Here is a 21,758-nt window from a genome sequence, read left to right on the forward strand (position 1 = left end):
CGGGCATCATACGACGCCGCTGCGGAGGGGGCATCCGCCCGCGTCGGAGCCATGCCCTTACTGTATCGCGGGGGTGGCGCCCGATAAGACAAGGTCGGCCTCTTAGCTATCTCCCAAACTACGGCGTTCGCCCTTGATCGAAATGTCCGAGCTGGGAACTCTCGGGGCAAAGAGGCCGCTGCGAGAGGTTTCGTGTGAATCAATTGGAAAACCAATTGCCGCAGCCGACCGAGGGCGCCCAAGAGGAATGGTCGACGAGCCGTTTCTGACGCTTGCGCCGCAAATCGCAGGGAGAGGAATAGAGGCGCAGCGTCTGGGCCTCTTTGGCCATGGGAGGCTTCTTTCAGAAGCCGCGCCGTGGTTTTCGTTCCAGAGCGTCAAAAAGACGTCGGACCACCTGCTCCTGCGTTCCGCCTTTGCGAAAAATAGGCATGGCGCCGCGCTCCGGACAATGGCGACGCGGGGCGGATGAATCCCTTGGCTAACAGAGCGCCGCCGAGCGCGCAGAAATAGAGATAACCCCGACGATCTCCAAAGCGCTCGATGACGTCGTCGAGCCACGCCGGATCGGACCGGCGCAGGAGACTGACGAGTCCGCGCGCCGCGCCGACGTCGCCTGGCGGGAAAATATCGAGTCGCCCGAAGCCGCGCAAAAGGACGAGGTTGGCGCTCCAGGGGCCGACGCCCGGCAGCTCGCGGAGCATGTGCAGCGCGTCCCCCGTCGGCGCCCGTGCAATATGCTCCTCGACCAAATCGCCCGCCTCGATAGCTCGCGCGACGTGGCGAAGCGCGTCCGCTTTTCGAAGGCTCAGCCCACATGCCTTCAAGTCGTCAAGGCGAGCCTCGGCGATGGATCGGGCCGTCGGAGACGTATGGAAGGAGCGGCCCGCCTCGTCGATACGGCGGCCAAAGCGCCCGGCCAGCCGTGTTACGTTAGCTAAGCCGGCTTCGAGACTGACCTGTTGAAATGGCACCACATTCAAGAAGGTTTCGAAAAGACAGGCAAAACGAGGAGGGCGCATCCCCCGTAGCGCAACTGCTATCGAGCCGAGGGCTGGCTCTGCCTCGAGCAGTCGCTGAAGTGGCCCCGGATCCACATCCAGGCCCAGCATTCGTCGTAAAAGACTCTCAATCTGCAGCCCTGCTGCAGAAGATCCGCCGAGCATCGAATAGCGCACATCTGGCCGGTCGATGGTTCCCCGGTTTTCAACTGCGGTTATCGCGAAACGGTCTTCTATGCGAAAGACACGTAGGTAACGCCTGCCTTCCCACTGGTCGATGCTGTTTGTAGGTCGACGCTGCAGAACCCGCACAGTTGCTTCGAGATGGAATGGTGCTCGCGTAGGAAGGCGCCGCTCGCCTGAGCTCCGTCCTAACGGGGGTTGTGTGCGCTTTTGATCATCAAACATCGGATCACCCTCCGCGCCGATCGTGACTGTCCTGGCACAGGCGGGAGCGTAGCAGAGCGGCGCAAAAGCCCTATTTCAGCGCCCCGTGGGTGGCGTGTTGCCGCGGGAAAGACGCACAACCGAACCCAACTAAGCAGGCTATTTAGGCCCCTGCATCGTCGCCGGCGCCCGCTTTGCCGCCAGAGGCGCGCGGACCAGCATAATTTTTATCCGCCCCCTTTCTCGCTGGTCGGGACGGGGCGCTTGGATCGTACTGCCGACGCTGGAAGCCTGGCGAAGCGTTCGATCCACGCCGCAAACATGGGCGTCACCTTGCGCCTTCTTCGCGAATGCGATTGAAGACCCGAATAACTTCGCGAGGTCCCGCTCTATTAGTGCACGGCTTGGGATGACGACCCGGCACCATCAGTGAGGCGAGGAGGATTATAGCGGCCACATATCGACGCGGCGATCGTGAATTGCAAGGGCTTCTCTATGAGGCGGCGACAGTGATCCTGACCCGCAATTTAGCCGCCAGCACGCGGACATGGGGGCTCGCGCTCAAACAGAGGATTGGCGTCTAGCGAGCTGCGGTCGCAGTCGCGCGCAAGCTGGTGGTTATTATGCATGCGATAGTCAGGAAGGGAACCTTCTTCGATCGAATGGCGGGAATCGCCGCATGACAATTTAGGGATAGCGTTCGTTCCGAGTGCGCAAGAACGTCCCCTGCCGGGACATGGGTCGATCCATTCCGTTTAATGGGATGCGCCGCTGCTTCCAGCGGAGTGCGTCATCCACATTTGAAGGCTCTTCTCGCGAAGCCCCATCGTGCGTCGACTGATGTCGACCACGAAAACGACCCTGCACTTGGCATACGCGTCCGACGCCTTGCAAAATCGCTTGACACGAAAATCGCGATTAGACGACTCCATCACCCCAAGATCACCGAACCGAAAGGCAAACGCCATGGTCTCGGGTGTCCGAAGTCATACCCACTGCCACTCAGACGCCCCGCCAAGGCTTGAATTTCCACAGAGGGAACCTATGTAAAAACAAGGGTGTAGGATCGCCTTTTGGAAGATGCCAGATGGAACTAAGGAAGGCCAACCTTACACCCGAATTGGCCGGGAATATTCGAACGCAGCTCGGAAGGGCACTGCGCAGTGTATATAAAGCGGCTCTCGCTCGCGAGCCGCTATCTAGTGCCCTGGCGACACTGCTCCTACAGGTAGCGTTGGTAGAGCTTCTGCGAGGAAAACGTGAACAAGAACTCGCCGCCAGCGACGAACCGAGCGCCTGCCCCGTGCCCAGGGAGCGGAGCATCTGTGAGTCATCAAGTCCCGGCCATGGACCTCGCTGACCAGCTGGCCTATTTCGCTCCACTTCTGTCTGGCGGTAGCAAAAGGCCGAGCTAAGTCCAAGCGAGAACAAGCTTAACCGTTTCAACGAGTCCCGTGCCACGGATTTTCGACAGGGGAAGGACGGGGGAAGGAAGCCAGACTGATCGCCTTGTCATGCTCGGCGCCGCTGAAAGCTATGCGCGCTGGATCTTGCGGCTATTGGAAAAGAAATTCGTCGAGCTTGAGATCGTAGAGGCGGCGGGCGACAGCCCGATCGGTCGTGGCGAAATCCCACCGGGCATCGTCCTACGTGAAGCCGCTTGAAGGGATAAATCGAGTTTCGGCGCCCGCCTACATTTTAGCGAAGGCCGCTGAAAATGATCCGAGGCGGCGGCCACCCGAGACGAGCCATGGCTTCGACGCCGTGATGAGAATGGGTCCTGCTGCTTCGGAGTCTTGCCATCGACGCGAATGACTGCTTCATGGTCGGGGTACTTTGGGTATCCAATCCGAATACAAGTTTGCGGCCCGACGCCTCGCGCCCAATGCCGGGCTCCTCTCGGTTCGTATTGGATGCCGCATTGTCTCGCCGAAAATATTCCTGAATGCTGAACCGTTGCCTCACGTAATTTGCTCCCGAACAGCGGAGGAGCGCGGGGACGACGATGAGGCGATTGAGCATGGCAACGCGTAAGGAACTGACTTCGGCTTTGGCGCAACGCTACAGGGTGGCGAACCGGGTGGAGAGAAGCCGGATTCTCGACGAGTTCGTTGGCTTGAGCGGTTTCCATAGGAAGCATGCGATGCGGTTGCTGCGCGAAAATGGTCAGGCGTCGGCCCGGCGCGCGCGTCGGCGGATTTACGACGAGGCTGAGCGAAATGCGTTGATGCTGCTTTGGGAAGCCGCGGATCGGGTGTGCGGCAAGCGCCTGAAGGCCCTCCTGCCGATCTTGCTCGACGCGATGGAGCGGCACGGTCATATTGAGCTGGCGCCCGAAATTCGCGCCAAATTGCTATCGATGAGCGCGGCGACGATCGATCGACCGAACACTGCGACCAATCCGGGAGCAAATCGGTCGCCCGCGGCGTCGGCCTGCGGCAAGCGCCTTACGACGCAGCATCCCCGTGCGCACATCAGCGGAGTGGGACGATCCGGCACCCGGTTTCGTCGAGGCCGACCTTGTCGCTCACAGCGGTCCTTCAGCGCGTGGCAGTTTCATCCAGACGCTCGTCCTCACCGACATCGCGACCGGGTGGACGGAATGCGCGCCGCTTCTCGTGCGAGAACAGAATCTGTTGAGCGCTGTGCTCACGGAACTACGGAAGCAACTCCCCTTCACACTTTTGGGCTTGGACACGGATAACGACACCGTGTTTATGAATGAGACTTTGAAGACGTATTGCGAGCAAGCTGCAATCGTCTTCACGCGCTGTCGCCCTTATCGCAAAAACGACCAGGCCTTTGTCGAGCAGAAGAACGGCACTGTGGTCCGCCGAATGGTTGGTTACCGCCGCTTCGAAGGGCTCGAAGCGGCTGGCCTTCTCGCTCAGCTCTATCGTTCGGCACGTTTGTTTGTGATTTTTTTCCAGCCGTCGTTCAAACTGATCGGAAAAGAGCGTGACGGCGCGCGCGTCCGCAAGAACTACAGCGCCCCGGCAACGCCGCATCAGCGGCTGATCGCTGACGCGCGGGCGCCGGATGCAATGCGCGCCCGCGTCAATGAAATCTATGCCAGCTTAGACCCGGTTGCCTTATTGCGCGATATCCGAGCCATACAGGAGCGCTTGGCCAGGCTTACCGACGCGGCGCCAGCCAGCGATCCATCTGCGGCGCCGCCGATCGACCAGTTTCTGGCCAGCTTGCGAACAGCCTGGAAAGAGGGCACGGGCCGCCCGACTGATAGACCGATCATCAAGAAGAAGAGAGAGCGGCGACGCCCCGATCCGCTTCTCGAAGCGACGCCGCACCTCCGACAATGGTTCGAGGCCGAGCCGTGGCGGACAAGCAGTGAACTTCTATCCAAGCTCCAGGCGGAATGCCCAGGAACCTATCCGGCCAACGTGCTCCGGACTCTTCAACGGCGTCTTAAATCCTGGCGTAGCGAGGAGGCGGCTGCGCTCTTGTTTGGCTCGATAGAATGCACGCGAGAGCCGGACTCGGTTGTCCGGTCACCAGGAGGCGCCCGTTACATGGCTGAGGAGGCCGGTCGTTGCGCAACCCCGGCCAGCTCCACGACCGGCCTCCTCAGTCCCCTAGACTCGGGAGCAAAATAGATGAGGCAACGGCAGCTGGATTCAGGAGCATCGTTACGTGAGGCAATACGTCTTCTCACGCAGATTATCGCGCCATAAATGGTTGCGTTATAAGGGCAAATCTCCCCTCACGGCGCGCCCTAGGAGGTTCGGGTGAAGTATCCGAAGGTAGTCAAAAAGACCAAGGGCGCCGCCCCCCAACAACAATACGCCGCCCTCCCGTGGCGTCGTAAGGGGAAAGCGTTAGAAATAATGCTCATCACTTCGCGAGAGACGCGCCGGTGGGTCATTCCCAAAGGCTGGCCCATGAAAGGGCGCAAATCTCATGCAACCGCAGCTCTCGAAGCCATCCAAGAGGCGGGGCTTCTCGGCAAAATAGACAAAACGACGATTGGCGCCTTTCATTATCAAAAGAAATTGGGGAACGGCGCGACGGTATTATGCCGCGTGGACGTTTTTCCATTGCGTGTTGTGCGGCAGCGGAAGAATTGGCCCGAGAAGCGACAGCGCGCTACAAAATGGTTCTCGGCCAGTAAAGCCGCCCGAATGGTGGACGAACCGGAACTCACCAAAATGATAAGGGGTTTTGAAAAGCTCGCGACGAAAAGCTTCAAGAAGGCCACCGCTACATGAGCGATGTGCGATTTTGACGGTCAATTAGACGTTGTTTGCTTTGGCGTAGGAAAGCGCGGCAGCGAGCAGGTCTGAGGGCTCATCGAGATTTGCTCGTAGCGGCAGGTAGAGAGACCCACTCGTGCATTTTTGGTTTGCCGTAGCGCGCGAAATGCCTCGCGCGTCCTCACCCAATAACGGTCTTGGCGAGGTCGGCGGGAATTTTGAGTGCGACTTCGCGTCCGAAGACGCAGGCGGTCATTTTGCGCCCAACGAAAATCGCCGGACCTCCGAACATCATGCCGCGAAGAGCTTTCGGTTCGATTGCGGCGCGTATGTTCATAAAGTGCGTCGAACAGCGACTGACAAGGTGCACACAAGGTGCATGAACGATGCCGTCGGCCGATGAGAGATTTTGTTGGCTTTGTCGCGCTGAAAAACAAAATTAGAGCTCCGCGCCAAGCTGAGGATGCGGATGGGTGCTGAATCGTCTCAGCGGACGAAATCGAGGCAATGGGGCATCTCCGTCCCATCGACCGCAACGGCGCCTTTGAGCCAATCAAATCGCCTCACTCGCGTCGTGTCGCCTACTCGACTTATTGATCCGGTACGGTGAAATCTTTAGGCGGCGTAACGCACCCGAGGGTTATGAAAATAGGCTTTGACGCGATGGGGCGAAGCTTCGACCGTATTCATGTGACCCTCGGCTGTTTTCTGAGTTTGAGCTTGGTCCGCACCGCGACCTTGGCGACGATGGCGTGTTTGAGGTCGGCGTTGAGTCGTTCGTCGAGATTCAGCTCAGGCGCGTAGCTCGAGAGATAGAACACTTCGATCGCGTCAGTGCGCTCTGCGAGTCACGCCTTGACGATCTTCCAATGATGGACGCGCAGATTGTCGAGGATGACAAAATTTTTTCGCGCCCGCGTTCTTAATCAAGGCCTCAAAAACTTCGATCAACCTCTCGGCGTTGAATGTATCATCGATGATCATCCACCTCGCCTTGCCCTGGTTCGTCGCCCTGGCGATCATTGACAGTTTCTGACGAGTTCCGGGGGTAAAGGCGATCGGCGTTTCGCCCTTGGGCGGATAACTGCGACCGCGAACGTCGGTGTTCACGAGGCCGGTCTCGTCACCCCAATGCATCTCGCCGCCTTCGGCTTTGGCTCGTTGTTCGAACGTCGGATATTCTTCGTCGAGCCACCGCTTGATCGCCTCCGGACGCTGCTCGTAGGCCCGCTTGATCGGCTTTTGCGGCGTGAAGCCCCAACGTTTGAGATAATTGCCGACCGCGCGCACGCATAGCTTCAGACTGAACTCGCGCTCGATCAGCTCCGTCACCGCTGCGCGCGTCCACATACGCGCAGCTCGGCCTCCTCCTCAGGCTTGGGTTTGCGGCCTTCGCCTTGCTTCCTGCCGCGGGTTTTCCGCCTCAGTGCAGCGGCGACGCCTGCCTCGAACCGATCGATCGCCAAACGAACCGCCGGATGGGATAGCCCCGTCAACTCGACAATCCCCATCACTCTCTCGCACTTCCGGAAGAATCGGATCACTTGTTTGCGAGGCTCTAACAGAGCCTCAGAGGTTTGCTTGCGCGCGTCTTCCTTTTCCATTCCCGAGAAATAGCATCACATCCGAACAGTACAAGATATTTTCGTGCCGGATTTATAGGCTAGCGCCTGGAGCCAACGAGGACTTGCGAGTGCCTGTGGCGTTCATCAAGAAAAGCAAGAAGCGATCTAATTGCGAACATCATTGCTTTGCGATGAATGTTCGGCGATGGCGTTGAGTAGCGCGATTTACATGCCAGCCATGGTGGCCGTGCGACACAATCCAGACCTCAAGGCGAAAGATGGTCAGCTCCTTCGTGCCGGAAAGCCTGGGAAACTGGCCCTCACAGTTGTCGTGCGTAAGCTCATTGTAATGGCAAATGCTCTGTTGCGAGACAACCGCAAATGGTCACCAATCATGGCTTGACCAAAACGGATACTCATCTTCGCTCCTTAAGCGCGACGATGAACCAGAAAGCCTCCCTTCCTCAAATCGAACCCTGTCTTAAAGGTGCTGAACCGGAACAGTCGTCGCCATCCGCGCTGCCCTGGAAGCCGCGTCGAGTTCGATAAGAGAGACGATGCCGCGCACGAGAGGCTTACAAAGAAAGGGGCCGCGGACGAGCCGGGCTGAAGGAGCGCCATATGAAGCATTGGGACTTCCGCTCTCGAATGAGACGTCATCGGCCAGAATGGCGAGGTGTCCATTCCCAGCCGAATATCGACGACGCAGATTTAGTTTTAGTCGCGGTGATCGGTGCCTGCTTCCTGATCGCCCTGCTGCTGGGCGCGCTATGCTATGAAGATGGGTCTTCATCACTTTTCGGAGAGCTGATTGCCAAGGTTTAGCCCTCGGGGTAGAGCAGGACAAGCGAAAGAAAATCAAGCTGTCCGGTAGTCCCGGAATTAAAGTCGACGAGATCGGCGAGCGATCGTGCCCAATCTGCGGCGGGCTTTCGAGGTCACGGCCGCGTAGCCGCCAAAGGCGTCGATTAGCTTGGCTTCGGCGGCGTAAAGTTCCCGCTGCCGTGCTGACGCCTCGCAGAACCGATCCTCGGCGGCTTCGCGTATCCGTCAAAACGCGGCTGTGAAAACGCCCCTCGTCGGCGTCGGTGACAGTCTACCAGACTACGCCAGGCCGATGGGTGGCCACACACACGGCCCACCGCCTCCGAGGGTGAGCGATGTCACAGCCCAAATTGAAAGGAATGGCTGCCGCGCTACCTCTCATCCGCATGGGGGATCCGCACAGCGTCAATAGCCCGCGGTAGCCGCTTTGGCGCATGAGTTGTGCGCCGGCTCATATGCGAGATTATGTGAGAGACTTGGAGAAGGGGACGCATCCATGTCGGTTCTGGCCGAAAAGACCTGCACGCCTTGCCGAGGCGGCCTTCCGCCTCTGGAGCGCAATGAGGCCGAGGCTCTTCGAAGGAATGTCAAGGACTGGCAATTGCTGGACGATGCGCACCGTATCGAGCGCAGGTTTGACTTCAAGGATTTTCGGGAGGCTTTGTGCTTCGTCGCCGGAGTCGGCGAGCTCGCGGAAGCTGAGCGTCATCACCCTGACGTCTCATTTGGGTGGGGCTATGGGGTTGTCTCGCTGCAAACCAAGAAGATCAAGGGATTGCATGAGAACGACTTCATCATGGCGGCAAAGATCGACCAACTGTTCGACCGAATGTATCCCCCCTGAGCTGCTAAGCGGCAGATATAGGAGTGCAACCGGGATCCCCTTGCAATATCGGACTAACTAATTTTGCGTCCGCAGGGTCCGTCATCTCGCAGGGCCGTCTACGTCCGCTCTATCGGAGGATGTATCGTGAACAAGCGTTTCGCTCTGGCTGTGGTGGCTTCGTTCCCTTTTCTTGGGTCTTCCTTTTGCGACTGGGCAGCGCCGTTCACCCATGCTGAAGATCACCATGGATTCTCTGTTGAGGATAGAGCAGCATTTACAGACGCGCGGATCGCGGCATTAAAAGCGCGGTTAAAGTTGACCTCTGTGCAGGAAAATAGATTGACCGGCGTTCGACACGGCGCTCCCACGACACCGCAAAAGAGCGTTTTGAGCGAATGGCTGACGTGGACGACGCCGAAGCAGCTGGTTTCCTCACCGGCCGGATTATTTACGTAGATGAAGGAGCGCCATCTTTTGGAGACGCCGATGGATCGCATTCTCATTAGAGAGCTCTCAGCGCGTTGCATCATCGGCCTCCGCCCGGATGAGAGGGAGGCGAAGCAGGATGTCGTTGTCAGCTTGGCCCTCTCGACGGATTTGAGCCATGCCGGCAAGAGCGACGTATTAGACGATAGCGTCGACTACCGAGCGATCAAAAAACGGGTGCTCGCGCTGATGGAGGGCTCCCACTTCCATCTGCTCGAAGCTCTCGCCGAAGCCATCGCCGCCGCTTGCCTCGAGACTGCGGGAGTGTCCGAGGTGCGCGTGACCTTGGACAAGCCCGGAGCGTTGCGCTTTGCTCGCTCGGTCGCCGCTGAAATCGTCCGTCGAAGGCCAGGGCAATGACGCGGGCCTACATCGGGGTCGGTTCGAACATTTCGCCCGGAGCAAACATCAAGACGGCGATACGGCTGTTAGCACGCCAAGTCCGGCTGGTTCGCTTCTCCACATTCTATCGCACGCCGGCTGAGGGCCGCCCTGAGCAGCCCGATTATATCAACGGCGTGGTCGTAATCGAGACCGGCCTTACGCCAGAATCACTCAAGCATAAGGTGCTTCGCCCGATCGAGCACCGCTTAGGGCGTCGCCGAACTGACGACACGTTTGCGCCCCGCCCCATTGATCTCGACCTTCTGCTGTATGGTTCTCAGCAGGTGCAGACGACGGATCTTCGCCTTCCGGCCGAAGACATCGAGAAGCGGGCCTTTGTTGCAATCCCCCTGTCCGAAGTGGCGCCAGATCTGATGCTCCCGGGAACCGGCATAAGCATTCGTGATATCGCTGCGAAATTTACCAATTTTCATATGACCCGGCTCACGTTGTCAAACGAACTTCGAGGTTACTGTGCAAAGTCGGGAGGGACCGACGAATGCAGATAAGGCGGAACAATCCATTAACGAGTTTCGAACGCATAAGGCCGCTGGGCTCGGCACCCTAACCATCGAAATTTGATGGTCTGGCAACGGGGCGACGAGCTAGCGTATCACGCCAATTCGTTCGGCAGATGGGTTTTGGTTGTAGTTTCTTGAAAGATCGCCGCCGGCAGCCCTCGAAATACTGGCGCGGTTAAGCGTGCGTTTTCTCACCCCAGATGTGTCGCGCTATACGTGGTGACCGCTGATATCATTCGCCGCCACGCGACGCCATGCGTAGCGTCTTTATTGACCTCGAGGCTGCAGTGCGGCTGCTGGCCGCAAAGACGCGCACGCCGGCCGAACGGCCAATGCTGTGGCTGAATCGCATCCCATCTGCCGGAGGGCCTGGGAGTTAGCCTCCCAGTCTTCGCCTGAGCAGATGGTTCCGCTCATCCTGACGAACGACCTCCACTGTGAATTCCGAAGCCGAGAGGACGGCCCATGAGTGCGAGGGCTTCCATTTAATGGCGTGCCGGGGATGGCTGCGGTGGCTGCGGTCATAAATCAGCGCGAGAGCGCCCGCGACGAATTGCTTGCTGGGCGCGGGAAGGAGACACTCAGATGCGTCTTGTCACCCTTTATGAGAGAGAAAAACCGCGAGCTCCGCTGCTACCCACCGAGCTTCAGCAACTCTATGGAGGCGACCTTTCCTTCTCTATGGCGTCGGTTGGCCGACCTTATGTGATCGGCAATTTCGTCGAAACGATCGACGGAGTTGTGTCCTTCGGCCTCCCAGGCCGCTCGGGGGGTGAGGAGATCAGCGGCGGCAAGCCTGAGGATTTATTCACCATGGGGCTCCTCAGAAGCATGGCGGACGCCGTCTTGTTTGGGTCCGGATCGCTACATGCCGCGCATGGACATTTGCGCACCCCCGCGTTTGTCTATCCGCAGGCAAAAGAGCTTTTCGCACAGCTTCGCGCAAGGCTCGGCAAGCCGCTCTTGCCGCTCAGCGTGATTCTGACCTCGAGTGGGAATATTAACCTCGACGAAGCGACCTTTCACACGCCAGGTTTGGCGGCAGTCGTCATTACAACTAACGAGGGAGCTTTGCGGCTTGCCCGTGCACATCGCGACAAGCTCGGTTCGGTCGCCGTGCGCTCGACAGGGGAATCAGGGACGACGACACCGGCGGCGGTTTTAGGGATCCTCGCTGACGAGTTCCGCGTTCGCCTTCTGCTGCACGAGGGAGGCCCCACGGTCTTCGGCATATTCCTGGCTGCGAACATGGTAGATGAATTGTTCCTGACGCTCGCGCCACAAATCGCAGGGAGGGGAGTGGAGGCGCAGCGTCTGGGCCTCGCCGAACAAGCGTTGTTCCTTCCGGAAACTGCGCCGTGGTTTACGCTCCAGAGCGTCAAACAGGCGTCGGACCACCTGCTCCTGCGCTACGCCTTCACGCAAAGTAGCTATGGGGCCGCGCTCCAGACGATGGCGAGCGGATAAGTCCCTTGGTCAGCAGAGTGCCGCCCAGCGCGCAGATATAGAGATAGCCGCGGCAATCGCCAAAGCGCTCGATGATGCCGTCGAGCGATGCTGGATGGGACAGGCGCAGGAGACTGACGAGGCCGTGCGCCACGCCGACATTGCCTGGCGGAAACACATCGAGTCGCCCGAAGCCGCGTGCGTTGTACGTCTATCTTGTTAGGCTCCACAACCCCGCCCCAGGATTCGCGCATGCTGCTCCTCCGACCTCGGCGTCGGGAGGAATGACCACGCCGATAGGCACACGGCGGTAGATCGAAAGGTCGGTATTATAACGCGCGCACATTGTGGCGGCAAAGCTGGTCCCGACATCTCCGACGTTCGGTCGTAGGCGGCGCGACACGCTCCGTCGCATGGGCTTCTTTTGCGGCGAGCGTTTCGATTCGGATCGGCAGGCGCGCAAAGGTCGCCCGCTGCCGTGGCGGGCGACCGGACTCTTTCTTGCGCGGGAAGCTGGCCAAATAACGCCCTTCGCGTTTAGGACGGGTCCCTAACGTCTGTCGATGCTGGGAATATGGTTGTTCAACCGGCCAACGACAAATACCACCGTTTCGCCCGCGATCTCCGCCTCGCCAGCCTGAAACTTCTTCTGCAAATCGACGCCTGTCACCACGAGCTTGTCATGTTCGGCTTTATGCGCGGCAGAGTAGAGTCGCCGAGCGCATTTACCAATCGAAAGATTTCGCGATGCATCGTGGGTGCTGAGTTCGTGCCAAATTGTTCTTTTGTCCAGGTCATGAGCGACATTAAGTTTCCTCCTCAGTCAGCGTGTGGTTTCGGGTTCGACCCATCGCCACGCCGAGGGAGAGAGGCGCCGATGCCGGCGAGCGGCTGCTTGATTCTTGCGCCTGGACTGAAATGGCTTATCTTTTCCGACACGCAACACTGCGTTCTGCTCGGGCGCGAGCATAAATGAGACTTGGCGATGACTATCACACTCAACCACACGATCGTTCCTGCTCACAATAAGCAAGACGCCGCGGAATGGTTTGCCGACGTTTTCGGCTTGTCTATCGAGAACAAAAGCGACCACTTCGCGCCCGTGCGGGTGAATGAAACGCTGACTCTGTTATTTTCTGACGCCCCGTCGTTTGACGCCCATCATTATGCGTTCCACATCAGCGACCGCGAATTCGACGCCATTTTCGGCCGCGTCAAGGAGAAAGGCGCGAGCTTCGGGAGCGCGCCCTGGAGCCGGACTGATAAAAAGCTCAATGACTGGAGCGGGGGCCGCGGCGTCTATTTCGAGAGCCCTGACGGCCATCTCATGGAATTGATGACAGTTCCCCAATAATGGGTTCAGGACAGGCTCGGGCTGATCACCGGACGGGGTGCCGATCTGCCCCAAGGACGTCTCGAGCGCGGCGCGATCCCGGTGGGGCCTCATAGACGCTTTGGAGAAAGTCGAGGAGAATCGCATCCGGGTCTTTGGCGCGCCGGACGACGTCATAGTGCAGGCTGAATTCCTTGAGCTCGTTGGGGAAAAAGCCGTCCCGCGACCTCACCGGCGCGCCCTCGAATCCCGGCGGCGCGGGATAGGCGTAGGAATAGAAGGCCGGGTAATCCACAGAGCCGCCGCCGGGCCAAAAGCCGGCGCTACTCACCTCGTGCGAGTATGCTTCACGCACGACGACGTCTGGCAGATTGGGAACCCCGCCCGGATGCGGCGGCGCGCGGCGACCGGAAAACCGCGTCGTCGCGATGTCGAAGCTGCCCCAGAAGAAATGCACGGGGCTGGCCTTGCCGATAAAGCCCGTGCCAAACAACTTGAACGCACGATCCGCCTGCAATCTCCAGAAGCTCATAAGCCGCGTGAACGCGATCCTCCCGGGATGGGATGGCGTCGGCGATCTCGTTGGGACGCTGATGCGAGGCGGCGAGGCCGCGGAGCGGCACATAGAGCGTGACATGCCACAAGTGGTTGAGCCAGGGAGTGAGCGATACTCCGATCGTTCCGACGATCTGAGTCCACAAGTGTGCACTTTCGCAGCCCTCCCGCCAGGCGGCGTTGGGGGAAATCCGCCCATGCGCCTTCGTCGGCCTCGCTCACATCGGCTGTCCCTCGCGTAGGGTTGGAATATGCCGTTCGTCACCTCGGCGCCGGCGGATAGCAGTTTGAATGCCGCCAAAACGCCCCGACACCCGATGTACGCGCAGGGCGTTTCTCAACCTTTGCAACCTGTCGGCCACTTAGCCCCGCTTTCCGGCGCGATAAATGACAGCCCAAATGGCGAGAAAGACCAGTGCGACTGTCGCCACCGCGACCAAAATAATCAGAACCATCGCCTCACACTCACATATATGGCCGATCGAAGCGTAGCCTATTCCGTTGCGCGAGCCTGAGCGCCGATCCGCGTTTCGAGACACCCCGACCGTGAACAATCGCGCGGGGCACTTTTTTGCATCTTATTTGCTCCAATGCGAACTCAGTCTTCGTCCGAGTCGTCTTCCGGCGCCGGCGCTACCGGAGGAGCTGGTGTAGCGGGAATATCGTAACCGGGATCACTAGGAGGAGGCGCCACCTCCGCGGGAGGGCCAGCCGGGGGCACGGACTGGGCATGGGCAAGCAGCGCGCCGGCAAACAGCGCCGCGCTGGCAAGGCTCGCACGGAGCATAGAACGTGACATCAAGGCCTCCCTCCTGCAGGGCCATCCGGCAATATGGTCCCACATGGCGCGGTCACATTCCCCGTCAATCGTGGGCCAAGAGAGCGCAAACGCCGCCGCGGATATACCCTCGGGCCCTTTTTTGATGGTTCTCGGAGACGTTCTCTAACCAGCAACGGGGCTAGTTGAGCTTGAGTGCGCTGGAAGATCCAGTCCGGCGACCAGCCGGTCGCCGTCGGGCATAGCCAGCACCATTCTTTTCCCGCCACGAAGATCTTGCTGGACGCCAATTTGAGGCTGCGAGATATCGTACCACCGGTGCGGTAGAGATCGCAGCAATGAGGACTCTGACGAAGCTCGTGTTGGCGATGATGGGGCGGTCACGCGCGAAGTCCGCCAGAGGCGCGAAGGCGCGCGGATGATCGCATTGTTGGCGTCGAGTGAGGAAGTCGCGGGCCCCTTGAGGCGCGCGAAATTCTACCGCGCGAGCTGCCGCCGCCGATGCTCTGCGACCTCCTTTGATTAACGGCCTTGTCAGCCACGCAAATGACAATGCCCGAGTTCGCGACCCTTGTCGCCGCCGCCGGCAATAACGATTTATGCCTTTCGCGTTCGCCGCGCCGCCGCTTTTGTATTCGACAGGAGGAGACATGATCCGCAAAGCGCAAGCTCCATGGCGGGGCTCCGGCCGAGACGGAACCGGCGAACTCACGAGCGCGTCGGGAACGCTGTCGCGCACACCCTATTCCTATCGGACTCGGTTCGAAGACCAGCAAGGGACGAATCCCGAGGAGCTGATCGCGGCCGCACACGCGGGTTGCTTCACAATGGCGCTTGCCTTTCAGCTGCAGGCCTCTGGCTATACTGCGGCTGAACTTTCAACCGAAGCGGCGGTGGCGATCGAGCCCGACGGATCAGGCTTTCGAATCACGCGCTCCGCCTTGACGTTGCGCGCCGCTGTGCCCGGCCTCGACGAGGCGTCCTTCCTCGAAATAGCCCGAAGCGCCGAGAAAAACTGTCCGGTCTCCAAGGCGTTGAACGTCGAAATCGCCCTGGACGCCAGGCTGGTTTGATCGCTTCCGCCCCCAAGGCGGCCTTTAACCTCGATCGCAGCGCAGAGATGGGGATGCAGGAAGCAACAGCCGAGCTCGACCCCTATTCGCAGATGCTCATCAAGGCTGTCGACGCCGTTTCGCCCGCCGTCGTCAGACTCGAAGCTGGTCACGGCGACAAACGGGCGAGCGCCGGTTCGGGCGTCATTGTCTCTTCAGACGGATTTTTGCTGACAAATAGCCATGTCGTCCGCGGCGCGCGTCGAGTCGAAGCGACGACGATCGAGGGGCGTGTGTTATCCGCCCGTCTGCTGGGAGACGACCCAGACACGGACCTGGCCCTGTTGCGGATCGACGAGAGCTTCTCCCTCCCTGCTGCGCGACTCGGCGACTCCCGCCGTCTCAAGCGCGGGCAATTGGCGCTCGCCATTGGAAATCCCTTAGGCCTCGAAGCGAGTGTAACGGTCGGGGTCATATCGGCTTTGGGCCGCAGCCTCCCCTCGCGAACAGGCAGACAAATAGAAGACGTCATCCAGACGGACGCCGCGTTGAATCCCGGCAATTCAGGCGGCCCTTTGATCACGACCGCAGGCGACGTGGTCGGCATTAACACGGCGATCATAAGGGCCGCGCAAGGAATCTGTTTCGCGGTCGCCTCCAGCACTGCGGAATTCGTGATGAGCGAGATCATCCGGCATGGGCGCGTGCGAAGGGGCTACATCGGCATCGGCACCGCGACCGTTTCCGTGCCCCGCCGCATCGCATTGAGACTCGACATCGAACAGGAAAAAGGGGCCTCGATCAGCGCCATCGAACCGAACGGCCCAGCTTGGGAATCAGGCCTGATGACGCGGGACATTATTCTGCGCGTCGACGACAAAATCGTTTCTGGCGCTGACGATCTCATGAGAAACCTCAGCGCGGATGTGATCGGACGCGTCGTTGCATTTGACGTCTTGCGCCGTTCTGAATTGAAGCGCTTTTGGGTCGGGCCCAAGGAGCGCCGCGCCGCATGAGTTTCTATTTACGAAACATGCGGCCGCCGCCCCAAGCGCAGAGCTTGGATTACGCGAGCTACGGGAGAAACGAGATTTGCCATAGATTTTGAATTTTCCACTCTCCCCGAGATCCTCCTGAGCCATGCTGACGTCTAGTTTTGCTTGTGCTCCTCTAAAAACTCGAGGAGAGCTCGCGATTGTTCGACATCGAGTTTCCTCGAGATTTGCGAAAACCCCACAGCCGCTCGATATTCGAAGGGACCGTTCAGATTTTGGCGTTAAGCTCAGACCCAAGGATGTCGCCGACATAACGAGCCACATGCAGTTGCGCCCACCGCACCATCTTCAGGAACGCGTGAGCGGCCTCGATAGCGTCTTCGAGCTGGTCGAGCTCGAAGCCAAGCTTCATGTCTTGCTCGACGGCTAGCCTTCCGTATTGGTCATCCGCAGCGGAGCGGCCGACAAGCCGTCGACGGCGCCTTGATAATTTCTGGAGGATTTGCACGGCTGCGGTTCCAGCGAGCCACGGAGCCGTAAACGCTCCCGAAGGCGTGCTCATTGATCTTGATGCCGTCGTTTACGTGGGAGACGCGGCCTTGCCTGGCTCGCTGGAAGCAATCGAAAGGCTTCGAGCTGCGGGGCTTCCTTACCGCTTCGTGACGAATACGACGAGACGTCCCCTCCGGCGCATCGTCGAGGATCTGCCGCGCCTGGGGCTCTCGGTCTCGCCTGAAGAAATCTACACGCCGGCGGCTTTGGCGCGATCCTTCCTGCTCCAAAGAGGCCTCGCGCCATTTCTTGTGACGCATCCCGATCTGCAGGAGGAGTTCGCGGATATTGCGGCGGGGAGCGGAGAAGCGGTGGTCATAGGCGATGCGGGTGAGTTCTTTACATACGACCTTTTGAACCGCGCGTATCGCAAGATCATCGGCGGGGCCGTCTTCCTGGCGCTGGCGAAAAACCGGTGCTTTCTCGACCGCGATGGCGAACTGAGCCTCGATGCGGGCCGGTTCGTGAAGGGGCTCGAATTTGCCTCTGGCCGTGAGGCTTTGGTGCTGGGCAAGCCTTCGCCGACGTTCTTCAGTCTTGCTGTATCCGGGCTCCATCGCCCCGCCGATCGGGTGGCGATGATCGGCGATGACGCTGAGGCCGATGTCGGCGGCGCGATGGCCGCAGGCTTGATGGGCGTTCTCGTCCGGACAGGAAAGTACCAGACAGGACGGGAGGCGCGGCTCCCCCAGCGGCCCACCTTTGTGGCGGAGAATCTCGAGGCCGCCGTCGTTTGGCTGTTGGAATCCCCTGAACGCGAAGCCCCACCAGAGACACGATGAATTCAGCAACGCCCGGCATCGCACTCACGGATCCGAATCGTCAACGACAGCTCAAGGAATCCGATCGCCCTGTTGCACACCGGAGCCTTGTAGACTTTCTGCGCCGTAATGAGCCGCATATTTGCGCATTTGAGGCCATGGCCTGTTATTGCCCGTGTGCCTGACCGCTCCCTGGATGGTCGCGGCGCCTGAGTTCCGGTTCGACAAGCTCGTATCTAATCAGAAATTTCAGGGCTCTGCTCCAGGACTCGTCCGTCTCGCCACGCAGATCGGTCTGCGAAACATGGACAAGCCCCCCCGTGCGCGCATCGCGGATTCGAAGTTCCAGATATTGCTCCATGACGCTAATCTTCCGGAAGAATCCCACGAAGGACATGTCGGCGCCCAGATCGCGAGCTGCGTCGGCGTCACAACCGTTGCATTTTCGAAGCCAATGGTCGGCGACCGTCGGGCTAGCAGACGCGTTGACATCGACAAGCTCGAACAGGCCAGACCGCGAAAGCAGGTCGCGGACCAGCGTGGTCATGCGTTGAAGGCGCGCCGTTTCGGCCGCGCTCTCTCCCGCGATTGGGCCGCCGGTGCTGAAGTCGTCTAATTCGAGATCAAACACGGCGAGCTTGATTGGGCGCGATGACTCGGTCGCCGCCGCTGGGGTCAGGGCAAGCAAAGCGACGATCGCGCACGCCCTGAGAAGGTTTTTAAGCGATCCCATCTGATTTCTCCCGTTCGACATAAAACGCGGAAGAAATATGGACAGGCCAGCGTCTATTGGCTTAGGCGAGGCTCCCGTTAGCAGCCGGGCAAATCTCCTTGGAGAGCGCAACATGCCAGACTTGTTCAGCCCGCATTCTCGGTGTCGACTAATCCTGAGCCAATGGCCAGCCAAACGAGATGTGCGTCGGTCCGCGCGCCGACCTTCGACTTGATCTGGTAATGATAATTCTGAACGGTCTTTGTGCTGAGATTGAGCAAGGCGGCAATCTCGTCCGTCGTCCTGCCCATGGCGATCAGTCTCAGGAGTTCCGTCTCGCGTGGACCGAGGTCCGCGATGACGGACCGGTTGTCGCCAAGGCGTTCGGCGGCGATTTGCCGCGCGACGTCGTTGCTGAGCGCGCGGCCGCCGTTCGCAACCGTCCTAACGGCCTTTATGAGATCGCTTGCGTCGCTGCTCTTGGTGACATAGCCCGCGGCGCCCGCCTCGAACGCCTTTAGCGCGAAGGCCGATCCGCTATGCATGGTGAACACGAGGATACGTGCGTTCTTGTCCCACTGGCGGATGTGGCGAAGCCCTTCGAGCCCGCCGGCGCCAGGCATGGAGAGATCCATGATGACGACATCGGGCGAGATGTCACGGTAAAGCTGATAGGCAGCGGCCGCATTGTCCGCTTCGCCGACGACACGGAAGCCGGGTTGGCGCTCCAAGAGCCTGCGGTAGCCTTCGCGCACGATCGGGTGGTCGTCGACAAGTATGATGGCCACGGCGCTCATGCCGTCGCGAGTCCCGGTGGCGCCGTTCCGCCCGGCGGGGAGAGCGGAATCCGCGCGGCGATGAGAAGACCATGGGCCGAACGGCCGATGGAAAGGCTGCCGCCCAAAGCGGCGATGCGCTCGCGCATCCCCAATATGCCGTGGCCGGCGGACGCCTTCACGCTCGCCGGATCGCCGCCGCCGTCGTCCTCGACCGTCATGGCGATCTGGCCATCGCTCGACCGCCCGCTTTCGATGCTCAGGCGGATGTCGCTTGGGCGGCCATGACGCATGGCGTTGGTGAGGCATTCCTGCGCAATGCGGTAGACGCTGATTGAGACCGCGCGTGGCAGGGCTTTGAGATTGCCTGCGAGATCGAGATGCACTTTTGCCCGCGATTGAGGCCGCGCGTTCCATCCTGCGACGAGTTGAACCAGGCACGCCTCGAGCCCCAGTTCCTCCAGGTCCTGGGATCGAAGGCGCGCCAGCGCTTCGCGCAGAGTCGTCATCATCCGTTTTGCGACTCCGGAAATCGAACGCGCATCCTCGGCGAGATCGGGCCGATCCAAAGCGCCGGCCTCTATGGAGGCCGCGAACGCGAGTGTCGCGGTCAGGCACTGGCCAAATTCGTCGTGAAGGTCACGCGCGAGAGCGCGCCGCTCCTCCTCCTGAACCTCGAACAGGCGCTTGGTGAGGGCCGTACGCTCGGCGGCCGTCTGCGCAAGGCGCTCGGCGAGATCGTTGGCCGCCTCGGCGATGAGCCCGAACTCGGCCGCCTGATAGGCGATGGGACGTCGGTAATTGCCATCTTGCAGACGCCGCAATCCCTCGATGATCGTCTGCGTCGGCGCCAGCGCCCTGGCGATGGCCATGGCGGCCAAGAGGCAGATCGCAGCCGCCATGGAGGCCGCGACGCCGAGGACGACGGAGATCTGGCCCCAGGCCTGACGGACTGCCGCATCGGCGTTGGCGATGGCGACGACGATGCCGGTCTCCGGCGCTCGGACGGTGAGTTGCCGGGCCACCGGCCTCTCGGGGCCGAAAACCTCCCTGTAGGCGCGCGCGAACCATTCCGGCGCCGACGCGCCGACGCCTTCGAGACGGCTGCACAGTTGGCGCGGCTCGTCTCCCGCCGGGGCGAATGCGAGACACACGCCGGGGGAGACGAGCTTCAGCGTTGAGAGCGACTCCCAGTTCGGAACGGGCAGCACCTTGTCGCGCCGCATGCTGCCGCGCCACAGAATCTCCCGCCAGAACAGGTTCTCGAGCTCGAAGGCGACACGGTCCGCCGTGGCGACGGTCTCGGCTTCGACGTTCTTGTGGGCGTCGATCATGACGTACGCCGAGGTCGCTATGAGCGTTATGGCGGCGATTACGATGAGCTGAGCGATCAATTGAACAATGAGGCGCATGAACGGCGCTCCGCAGCTTGGCGCGAAGTCTGAAGTCTAGCCGTCGGCGCGTGCGCCGCCAATGCATAAGCCGGCGCATCCGCGAAAATCGGGCAAATTGCCCAACGCCGGTCGCTCGCAGGAGAGCTCAGTCCTCTGGTTCGGCGGCGCGAGGGGGCCTCGATTCACAGACCGGGCAAATTCCCCGGCCGAATCCGGGCATCCTGCCATAGGCGCTCGCCGCCGGATTTCTCAAAATCTAAGCGGAAACCCCACGAGGAATAGGATCATGTCCGAGTTTGCCTTCGACGACCGCAATATCCGCTGGAAACAGATCGACGGAATCGATTATTTGTCGCTGTCGGTTCTGGACTTCGACGAAAAAAACGAAGTCATTCACGTCGTCTTCAAATTTGCCGCAAATCAGCAAATTATTCTTCACCGGCATCTGACCCTGAACAAAACAATGACGCTCCAGGGCGAGCATCGTCTTTATCATCTCGACGGGCGGCTGAAGGAAATCAGGCCGACGGGGCGCTTCACGGTCGCGCCGCCCTCCGACGAGCCGCACCGCGAAGGCGGGGGCGATCAGGATGCGGTTGTTCTCTTTGCCATCTACGGGAAAGGCTCCCTCTACCAGGCGCTCGATGATGACTCGAACGTCATCCGAGATCTCACACTGGAGGACTTTGCCGGCCTCTACGATCGCGACGGGAACTGAATCATGTGGCTCTCCGCTTTCGCCGTTTCTGGCGCTCTTTGCCTTTCGATGGCTTTGATCGAAGCGTGGCTGCTCGTCGCGCTGCTCGCGCCCACCGGCGCGGCGCTCCAGCGAATTCTTCCCAACCGGGCGGATCTCGTCCGCTCTCATATCGACTATCTGATGATGGCGTTGTTTCTCTTCGTCTTCTATGGATTGTGCCGGCTCACCGGCGCGGCGCCGCCGAACTGGTTGATCGCCGCGGCGTGTTTTGGCGCCTTTTTCAACCCCTTCGCCTTTCTGGTGCACGCCATGCGGCCGGATTACAAAGCAGCGCCCCCAGCGGGCTTGTTCGCCGCGATCATCTCGAGTTGTGTGGCGACGACGATCGGCTTTGCGGCGGCGGCGTGGACAATCGCGGCCGCCGTCGTGTTTTCGTGAAGGGCCAGTAGCAGCGTGCAGCAGAGAAAGCGGCCCCGGCGTCCGGGCCGCAGTAACGCA

General features: G+C 60.2%; 22 protein-coding genes and 4 pseudogenes. 17 read left to right on the top strand and 9 right to left on the bottom strand.

The genetic code is table 11. The annotated features are described in order from the left end of the window. Positions 1 to 199 precede the first annotated feature (199 nt). A complete protein-coding gene (locus WOC76_RS01260) occupies positions 200 to 331 on the bottom strand; it encodes a hypothetical protein (protein ID WP_341102937.1) in 132 nt (43 codons plus the stop codon). A gap of 46 nt (positions 332 to 377) precedes the next feature. Then, complete coding sequence (locus WOC76_RS01265) at positions 378 to 1,409, bottom strand: DNA-3-methyladenine glycosylase 2 (RefSeq protein WP_341102939.1); 1,032 nt, start codon at positions 1,407 to 1,409, stop codon at positions 378 to 380. Positions 1,410 to 1,656: 247 nt separating this feature from the next. On the opposite strand from WOC76_RS01265, the pseudogene WOC76_RS01270 reads away from it, so the two are divergent. From WOC76_RS01270 to WOC76_RS01285, 4 genes and pseudogenes are all read left to right on the top strand, one after another. Further along, positions 1,657 to 2,071, top strand: a pseudogene (locus WOC76_RS01270) (transposase); the annotation flags it as partial. An 831-nt stretch (positions 2,072 to 2,902) separates the two neighbouring features. Beyond that, positions 2,903 to 3,052, top strand: a complete 150-nt coding sequence (locus tag WOC76_RS01275) for a hypothetical protein (RefSeq protein WP_341102940.1) — start codon at positions 2,903 to 2,905, stop codon at positions 3,050 to 3,052. A gap of 341 nt (positions 3,053 to 3,393) precedes the next feature. Next, a pseudogene (locus WOC76_RS01280) lies at positions 3,394 to 4,861 on the top strand (ISNCY family transposase); the annotation flags it as partial. Between the two features lie 273 nt (positions 4,862 to 5,134). Next, entirely contained in the window at positions 5,135 to 5,614 is a 480-nt protein-coding gene (locus WOC76_RS01285; protein WP_341102942.1) for an NUDIX hydrolase, read from the top strand. A 600-nt stretch (positions 5,615 to 6,214) separates the two neighbouring features. On the opposite strand, the pseudogene WOC76_RS01290 reads toward WOC76_RS01285, so the two are convergent. Continuing rightward, positions 6,215 to 7,203: pseudogene (locus WOC76_RS01290) on the bottom strand (IS630 family transposase). 582 nt (positions 7,204 to 7,785) lie between these two features. On the opposite strand from WOC76_RS01290, the gene WOC76_RS01295 reads away from it, so the two are divergent. The 8 genes from WOC76_RS01295 to WOC76_RS01330 all read left to right on the top strand — a co-directional run bounded on the left by WOC76_RS01295 (position 7,786) and on the right by WOC76_RS01330 (position 13,006). Further along, positions 7,786 to 7,989, top strand: a complete 204-nt coding sequence (locus WOC76_RS01295) for a hypothetical protein (RefSeq protein ID WP_341102945.1) — start codon at positions 7,786 to 7,788, stop codon at positions 7,987 to 7,989. Positions 7,990 to 8,485: 496 nt separating this feature from the next. Continuing rightward, positions 8,486 to 8,833, top strand: a complete 348-nt coding sequence (locus WOC76_RS01300) for a 4a-hydroxytetrahydrobiopterin dehydratase (RefSeq protein ID WP_341102947.1) — start codon at positions 8,486 to 8,488, stop codon at positions 8,831 to 8,833. 126 nt (positions 8,834 to 8,959) lie between these two features. Next, the gene (locus tag WOC76_RS01305) at positions 8,960 to 9,271 is read left to right on the top strand and encodes a hypothetical protein (RefSeq protein WP_341102949.1); all 312 of its coding nucleotides are present in this window, start codon (positions 8,960 to 8,962) and stop codon (positions 9,269 to 9,271) included. Positions 9,272 to 9,301: 30 nt separating this feature from the next. Beyond that, on the top strand, positions 9,302 to 9,661 hold the full coding sequence (gene folB / locus WOC76_RS01310) for a dihydroneopterin aldolase (protein ID WP_341102951.1): 360 nt from the start codon (positions 9,302 to 9,304) through the stop codon (positions 9,659 to 9,661). Further along, positions 9,658 to 10,194, top strand: a complete 537-nt coding sequence (gene folK / locus WOC76_RS01315) for a 2-amino-4-hydroxy-6-hydroxymethyldihydropteridine diphosphokinase (RefSeq protein ID WP_341102953.1) — start codon at positions 9,658 to 9,660, stop codon at positions 10,192 to 10,194. The genes folB and folK overlap by 4 nt, the downstream gene beginning before the upstream one ends. 717 nt (positions 10,195 to 10,911) lie before the next feature. Further along, positions 10,912 to 11,673 carry a dihydrofolate reductase family protein gene (locus WOC76_RS01320; RefSeq protein WP_341389991.1) on the top strand — a complete coding sequence of 254 codons (762 nt, stop codon included), beginning with the start codon at positions 10,912 to 10,914 and terminating at the stop codon, positions 11,671 to 11,673. A 553-nt stretch (positions 11,674 to 12,226) separates the two neighbouring features. Continuing rightward, entirely contained in the window at positions 12,227 to 12,628 is a 402-nt protein-coding gene (locus tag WOC76_RS01325; protein ID WP_341102955.1) for a hypothetical protein, read from the top strand. A 9-nt stretch (positions 12,629 to 12,637) separates the two neighbouring features. Then, a complete protein-coding gene (locus tag WOC76_RS01330) occupies positions 12,638 to 13,006 on the top strand; it encodes a VOC family protein (protein ID WP_341102957.1) in 369 nt (122 codons plus the stop codon). A 25-nt stretch (positions 13,007 to 13,031) separates the two neighbouring features. On the opposite strand, the gene WOC76_RS01335 is transcribed toward WOC76_RS01330, so the two are convergent. Both WOC76_RS01335 and WOC76_RS24180 read right to left on the bottom strand, forming a co-directional pair. Continuing rightward, a complete protein-coding gene (locus WOC76_RS01335; RefSeq protein ID WP_445730571.1) occupies positions 13,032 to 13,517 on the bottom strand; it encodes a DUF5996 family protein in 486 nt (161 codons plus the stop codon). A 124-nt stretch (positions 13,518 to 13,641) separates the two neighbouring features. Continuing rightward, a pseudogene (locus tag WOC76_RS24180) lies at positions 13,642 to 13,686 on the bottom strand (hypothetical protein); the annotation flags it as partial. Positions 13,687 to 14,968: 1,282 nt separating this feature from the next. Here WOC76_RS24180 and WOC76_RS01340 point away from each other — a divergent pair. Beyond that, positions 14,969 to 15,391, top strand: coding sequence for an OsmC family protein (locus WOC76_RS01340; protein WP_341102958.1), 423 nt, complete (start codon positions 14,969 to 14,971; stop codon positions 15,389 to 15,391). A gap of 53 nt (positions 15,392 to 15,444) precedes the next feature. Beyond that, entirely contained in the window at positions 15,445 to 16,386 is a 942-nt protein-coding gene (locus WOC76_RS01345; protein WP_341389987.1) for a S1C family serine protease, read from the top strand. A gap of 247 nt (positions 16,387 to 16,633) precedes the next feature. Here the strand turns inward: WOC76_RS01345 and WOC76_RS01350 are convergent, their stop codons facing one another. Then, the gene (locus tag WOC76_RS01350; protein ID WP_341102959.1) at positions 16,634 to 16,777 is read right to left on the bottom strand and encodes a hypothetical protein; all 144 of its coding nucleotides are present in this window, start codon (positions 16,775 to 16,777) and stop codon (positions 16,634 to 16,636) included. A gap of 142 nt (positions 16,778 to 16,919) precedes the next feature. Here WOC76_RS01350 and WOC76_RS01355 point away from each other — a divergent pair, with 142 nt between their 5' ends. Continuing rightward, entirely contained in the window at positions 16,920 to 17,699 is a 780-nt protein-coding gene (locus tag WOC76_RS01355) for a TIGR01458 family HAD-type hydrolase (protein ID WP_341431232.1), read from the top strand. Positions 17,700 to 17,844: 145 nt separating this feature from the next. Here WOC76_RS01355 and WOC76_RS01360 read toward each other — a convergent pair whose 3' ends face one another. The 3 genes from WOC76_RS01360 to WOC76_RS01370 form a co-directional block, all read right to left on the bottom strand. Continuing rightward, positions 17,845 to 18,309, bottom strand: a complete 465-nt coding sequence (locus WOC76_RS01360; protein ID WP_341431233.1) for a DUF3280 domain-containing protein — start codon at positions 18,307 to 18,309, stop codon at positions 17,845 to 17,847. A gap of 227 nt (positions 18,310 to 18,536) precedes the next feature. Next, complete coding sequence (locus WOC76_RS01365) at positions 18,537 to 19,187, bottom strand: response regulator transcription factor (RefSeq protein ID WP_341102964.1); 651 nt, start codon at positions 19,185 to 19,187, stop codon at positions 18,537 to 18,539. After that, a complete protein-coding gene (locus WOC76_RS01370; RefSeq protein ID WP_341102965.1) occupies positions 19,184 to 20,578 on the bottom strand; it encodes a sensor histidine kinase in 1,395 nt (464 codons plus the stop codon). The genes WOC76_RS01365 and WOC76_RS01370 overlap by 4 nt, the downstream gene beginning before the upstream one ends. A 268-nt stretch (positions 20,579 to 20,846) precedes the next feature. Here WOC76_RS01370 and WOC76_RS01375 point away from each other — a divergent pair, with 268 nt between their 5' ends. Next, positions 20,847 to 21,278: a regulator gene (locus tag WOC76_RS01375; RefSeq protein ID WP_341102967.1), complete on the top strand. Its 432-nt coding sequence runs from the start codon at positions 20,847 to 20,849 to the stop codon at positions 21,276 to 21,278. 3 nt (positions 21,279 to 21,281) lie between these two features. Beyond that, positions 21,282 to 21,698, top strand: a complete 417-nt coding sequence (locus WOC76_RS01380; protein WP_341102968.1) for a hypothetical protein — start codon at positions 21,282 to 21,284, stop codon at positions 21,696 to 21,698. Positions 21,699 to 21,758 lie beyond the last annotated feature (60 nt).

The sequence above is a fragment of the Methylocystis sp. IM3 genome, from assembly GCF_038070105.1.
Taxonomy (GTDB): Bacteria; Pseudomonadota; Alphaproteobacteria; order Rhizobiales; family Beijerinckiaceae; genus Methylocystis.

Excerpts from the sequence above, each read along its gene's own strand:
- WOC76_RS01370 (WP_341102965.1), bottom strand. The coding sequence starts at position 20,578 with ATGCGCCTCATTGTTCAATTGATCGCTCAGCTCATCGTAATCGCCGCC.
- WOC76_RS01340 (WP_341102958.1), top strand. The coding sequence starts at position 14,969 with ATGATCCGCAAAGCGCAAGCTCCATGGCGGGGCTCCGGCCGAGACGGA.
- WOC76_RS01375 (WP_341102967.1), top strand. The coding sequence starts at position 20,847 with ATGTCCGAGTTTGCCTTCGACGACCGCAATATCCGCTGGAAACAGATC.
- WOC76_RS01345 (WP_341389987.1), top strand. The coding sequence starts at position 15,445 with ATGCAGGAAGCAACAGCCGAGCTCGACCCCTATTCGCAGATGCTCATC.
- WOC76_RS01300 (WP_341102947.1), top strand. The coding sequence starts at position 8,486 with ATGTCGGTTCTGGCCGAAAAGACCTGCACGCCTTGCCGAGGCGGCCTT.
- WOC76_RS01265 (WP_341102939.1), bottom strand. The coding sequence starts at position 1,409 with ATGTTTGATGATCAAAAGCGCACACAACCCCCGTTAGGACGGAGCTCA.
- WOC76_RS01260 (WP_341102937.1), bottom strand. The coding sequence starts at position 331 with ATGGCCAAAGAGGCCCAGACGCTGCGCCTCTATTCCTCTCCCTGCGAT.
- WOC76_RS01335 (WP_445730571.1), bottom strand. The coding sequence starts at position 13,517 with ATGAGCTTCTGGAGATTGCAGGCGGATCGTGCGTTCAAGTTGTTTGGC.
- WOC76_RS01295 (WP_341102945.1), top strand. The coding sequence starts at position 7,786 with ATGAAGCATTGGGACTTCCGCTCTCGAATGAGACGTCATCGGCCAGAA.
- folB (WP_341102951.1), top strand. The coding sequence starts at position 9,302 with ATGGATCGCATTCTCATTAGAGAGCTCTCAGCGCGTTGCATCATCGGC.
- folK (WP_341102953.1), top strand. The coding sequence starts at position 9,658 with ATGACGCGGGCCTACATCGGGGTCGGTTCGAACATTTCGCCCGGAGCA.
- WOC76_RS01380 (WP_341102968.1), top strand. The coding sequence starts at position 21,282 with ATGTGGCTCTCCGCTTTCGCCGTTTCTGGCGCTCTTTGCCTTTCGATG.
- WOC76_RS01365 (WP_341102964.1), bottom strand. The coding sequence starts at position 19,187 with ATGAGCGCCGTGGCCATCATACTTGTCGACGACCACCCGATCGTGCGC.
- WOC76_RS01275 (WP_341102940.1), top strand. The coding sequence starts at position 2,903 with ATGCTCGGCGCCGCTGAAAGCTATGCGCGCTGGATCTTGCGGCTATTG.
- WOC76_RS01325 (WP_341102955.1), top strand. The coding sequence starts at position 12,227 with ATGGTTGTTCAACCGGCCAACGACAAATACCACCGTTTCGCCCGCGAT.
- WOC76_RS01330 (WP_341102957.1), top strand. The coding sequence starts at position 12,638 with ATGACTATCACACTCAACCACACGATCGTTCCTGCTCACAATAAGCAA.
- WOC76_RS01350 (WP_341102959.1), bottom strand. The coding sequence starts at position 16,777 with ATGAAGCTTGGCTTCGAGCTCGACCAGCTCGAAGACGCTATCGAGGCC.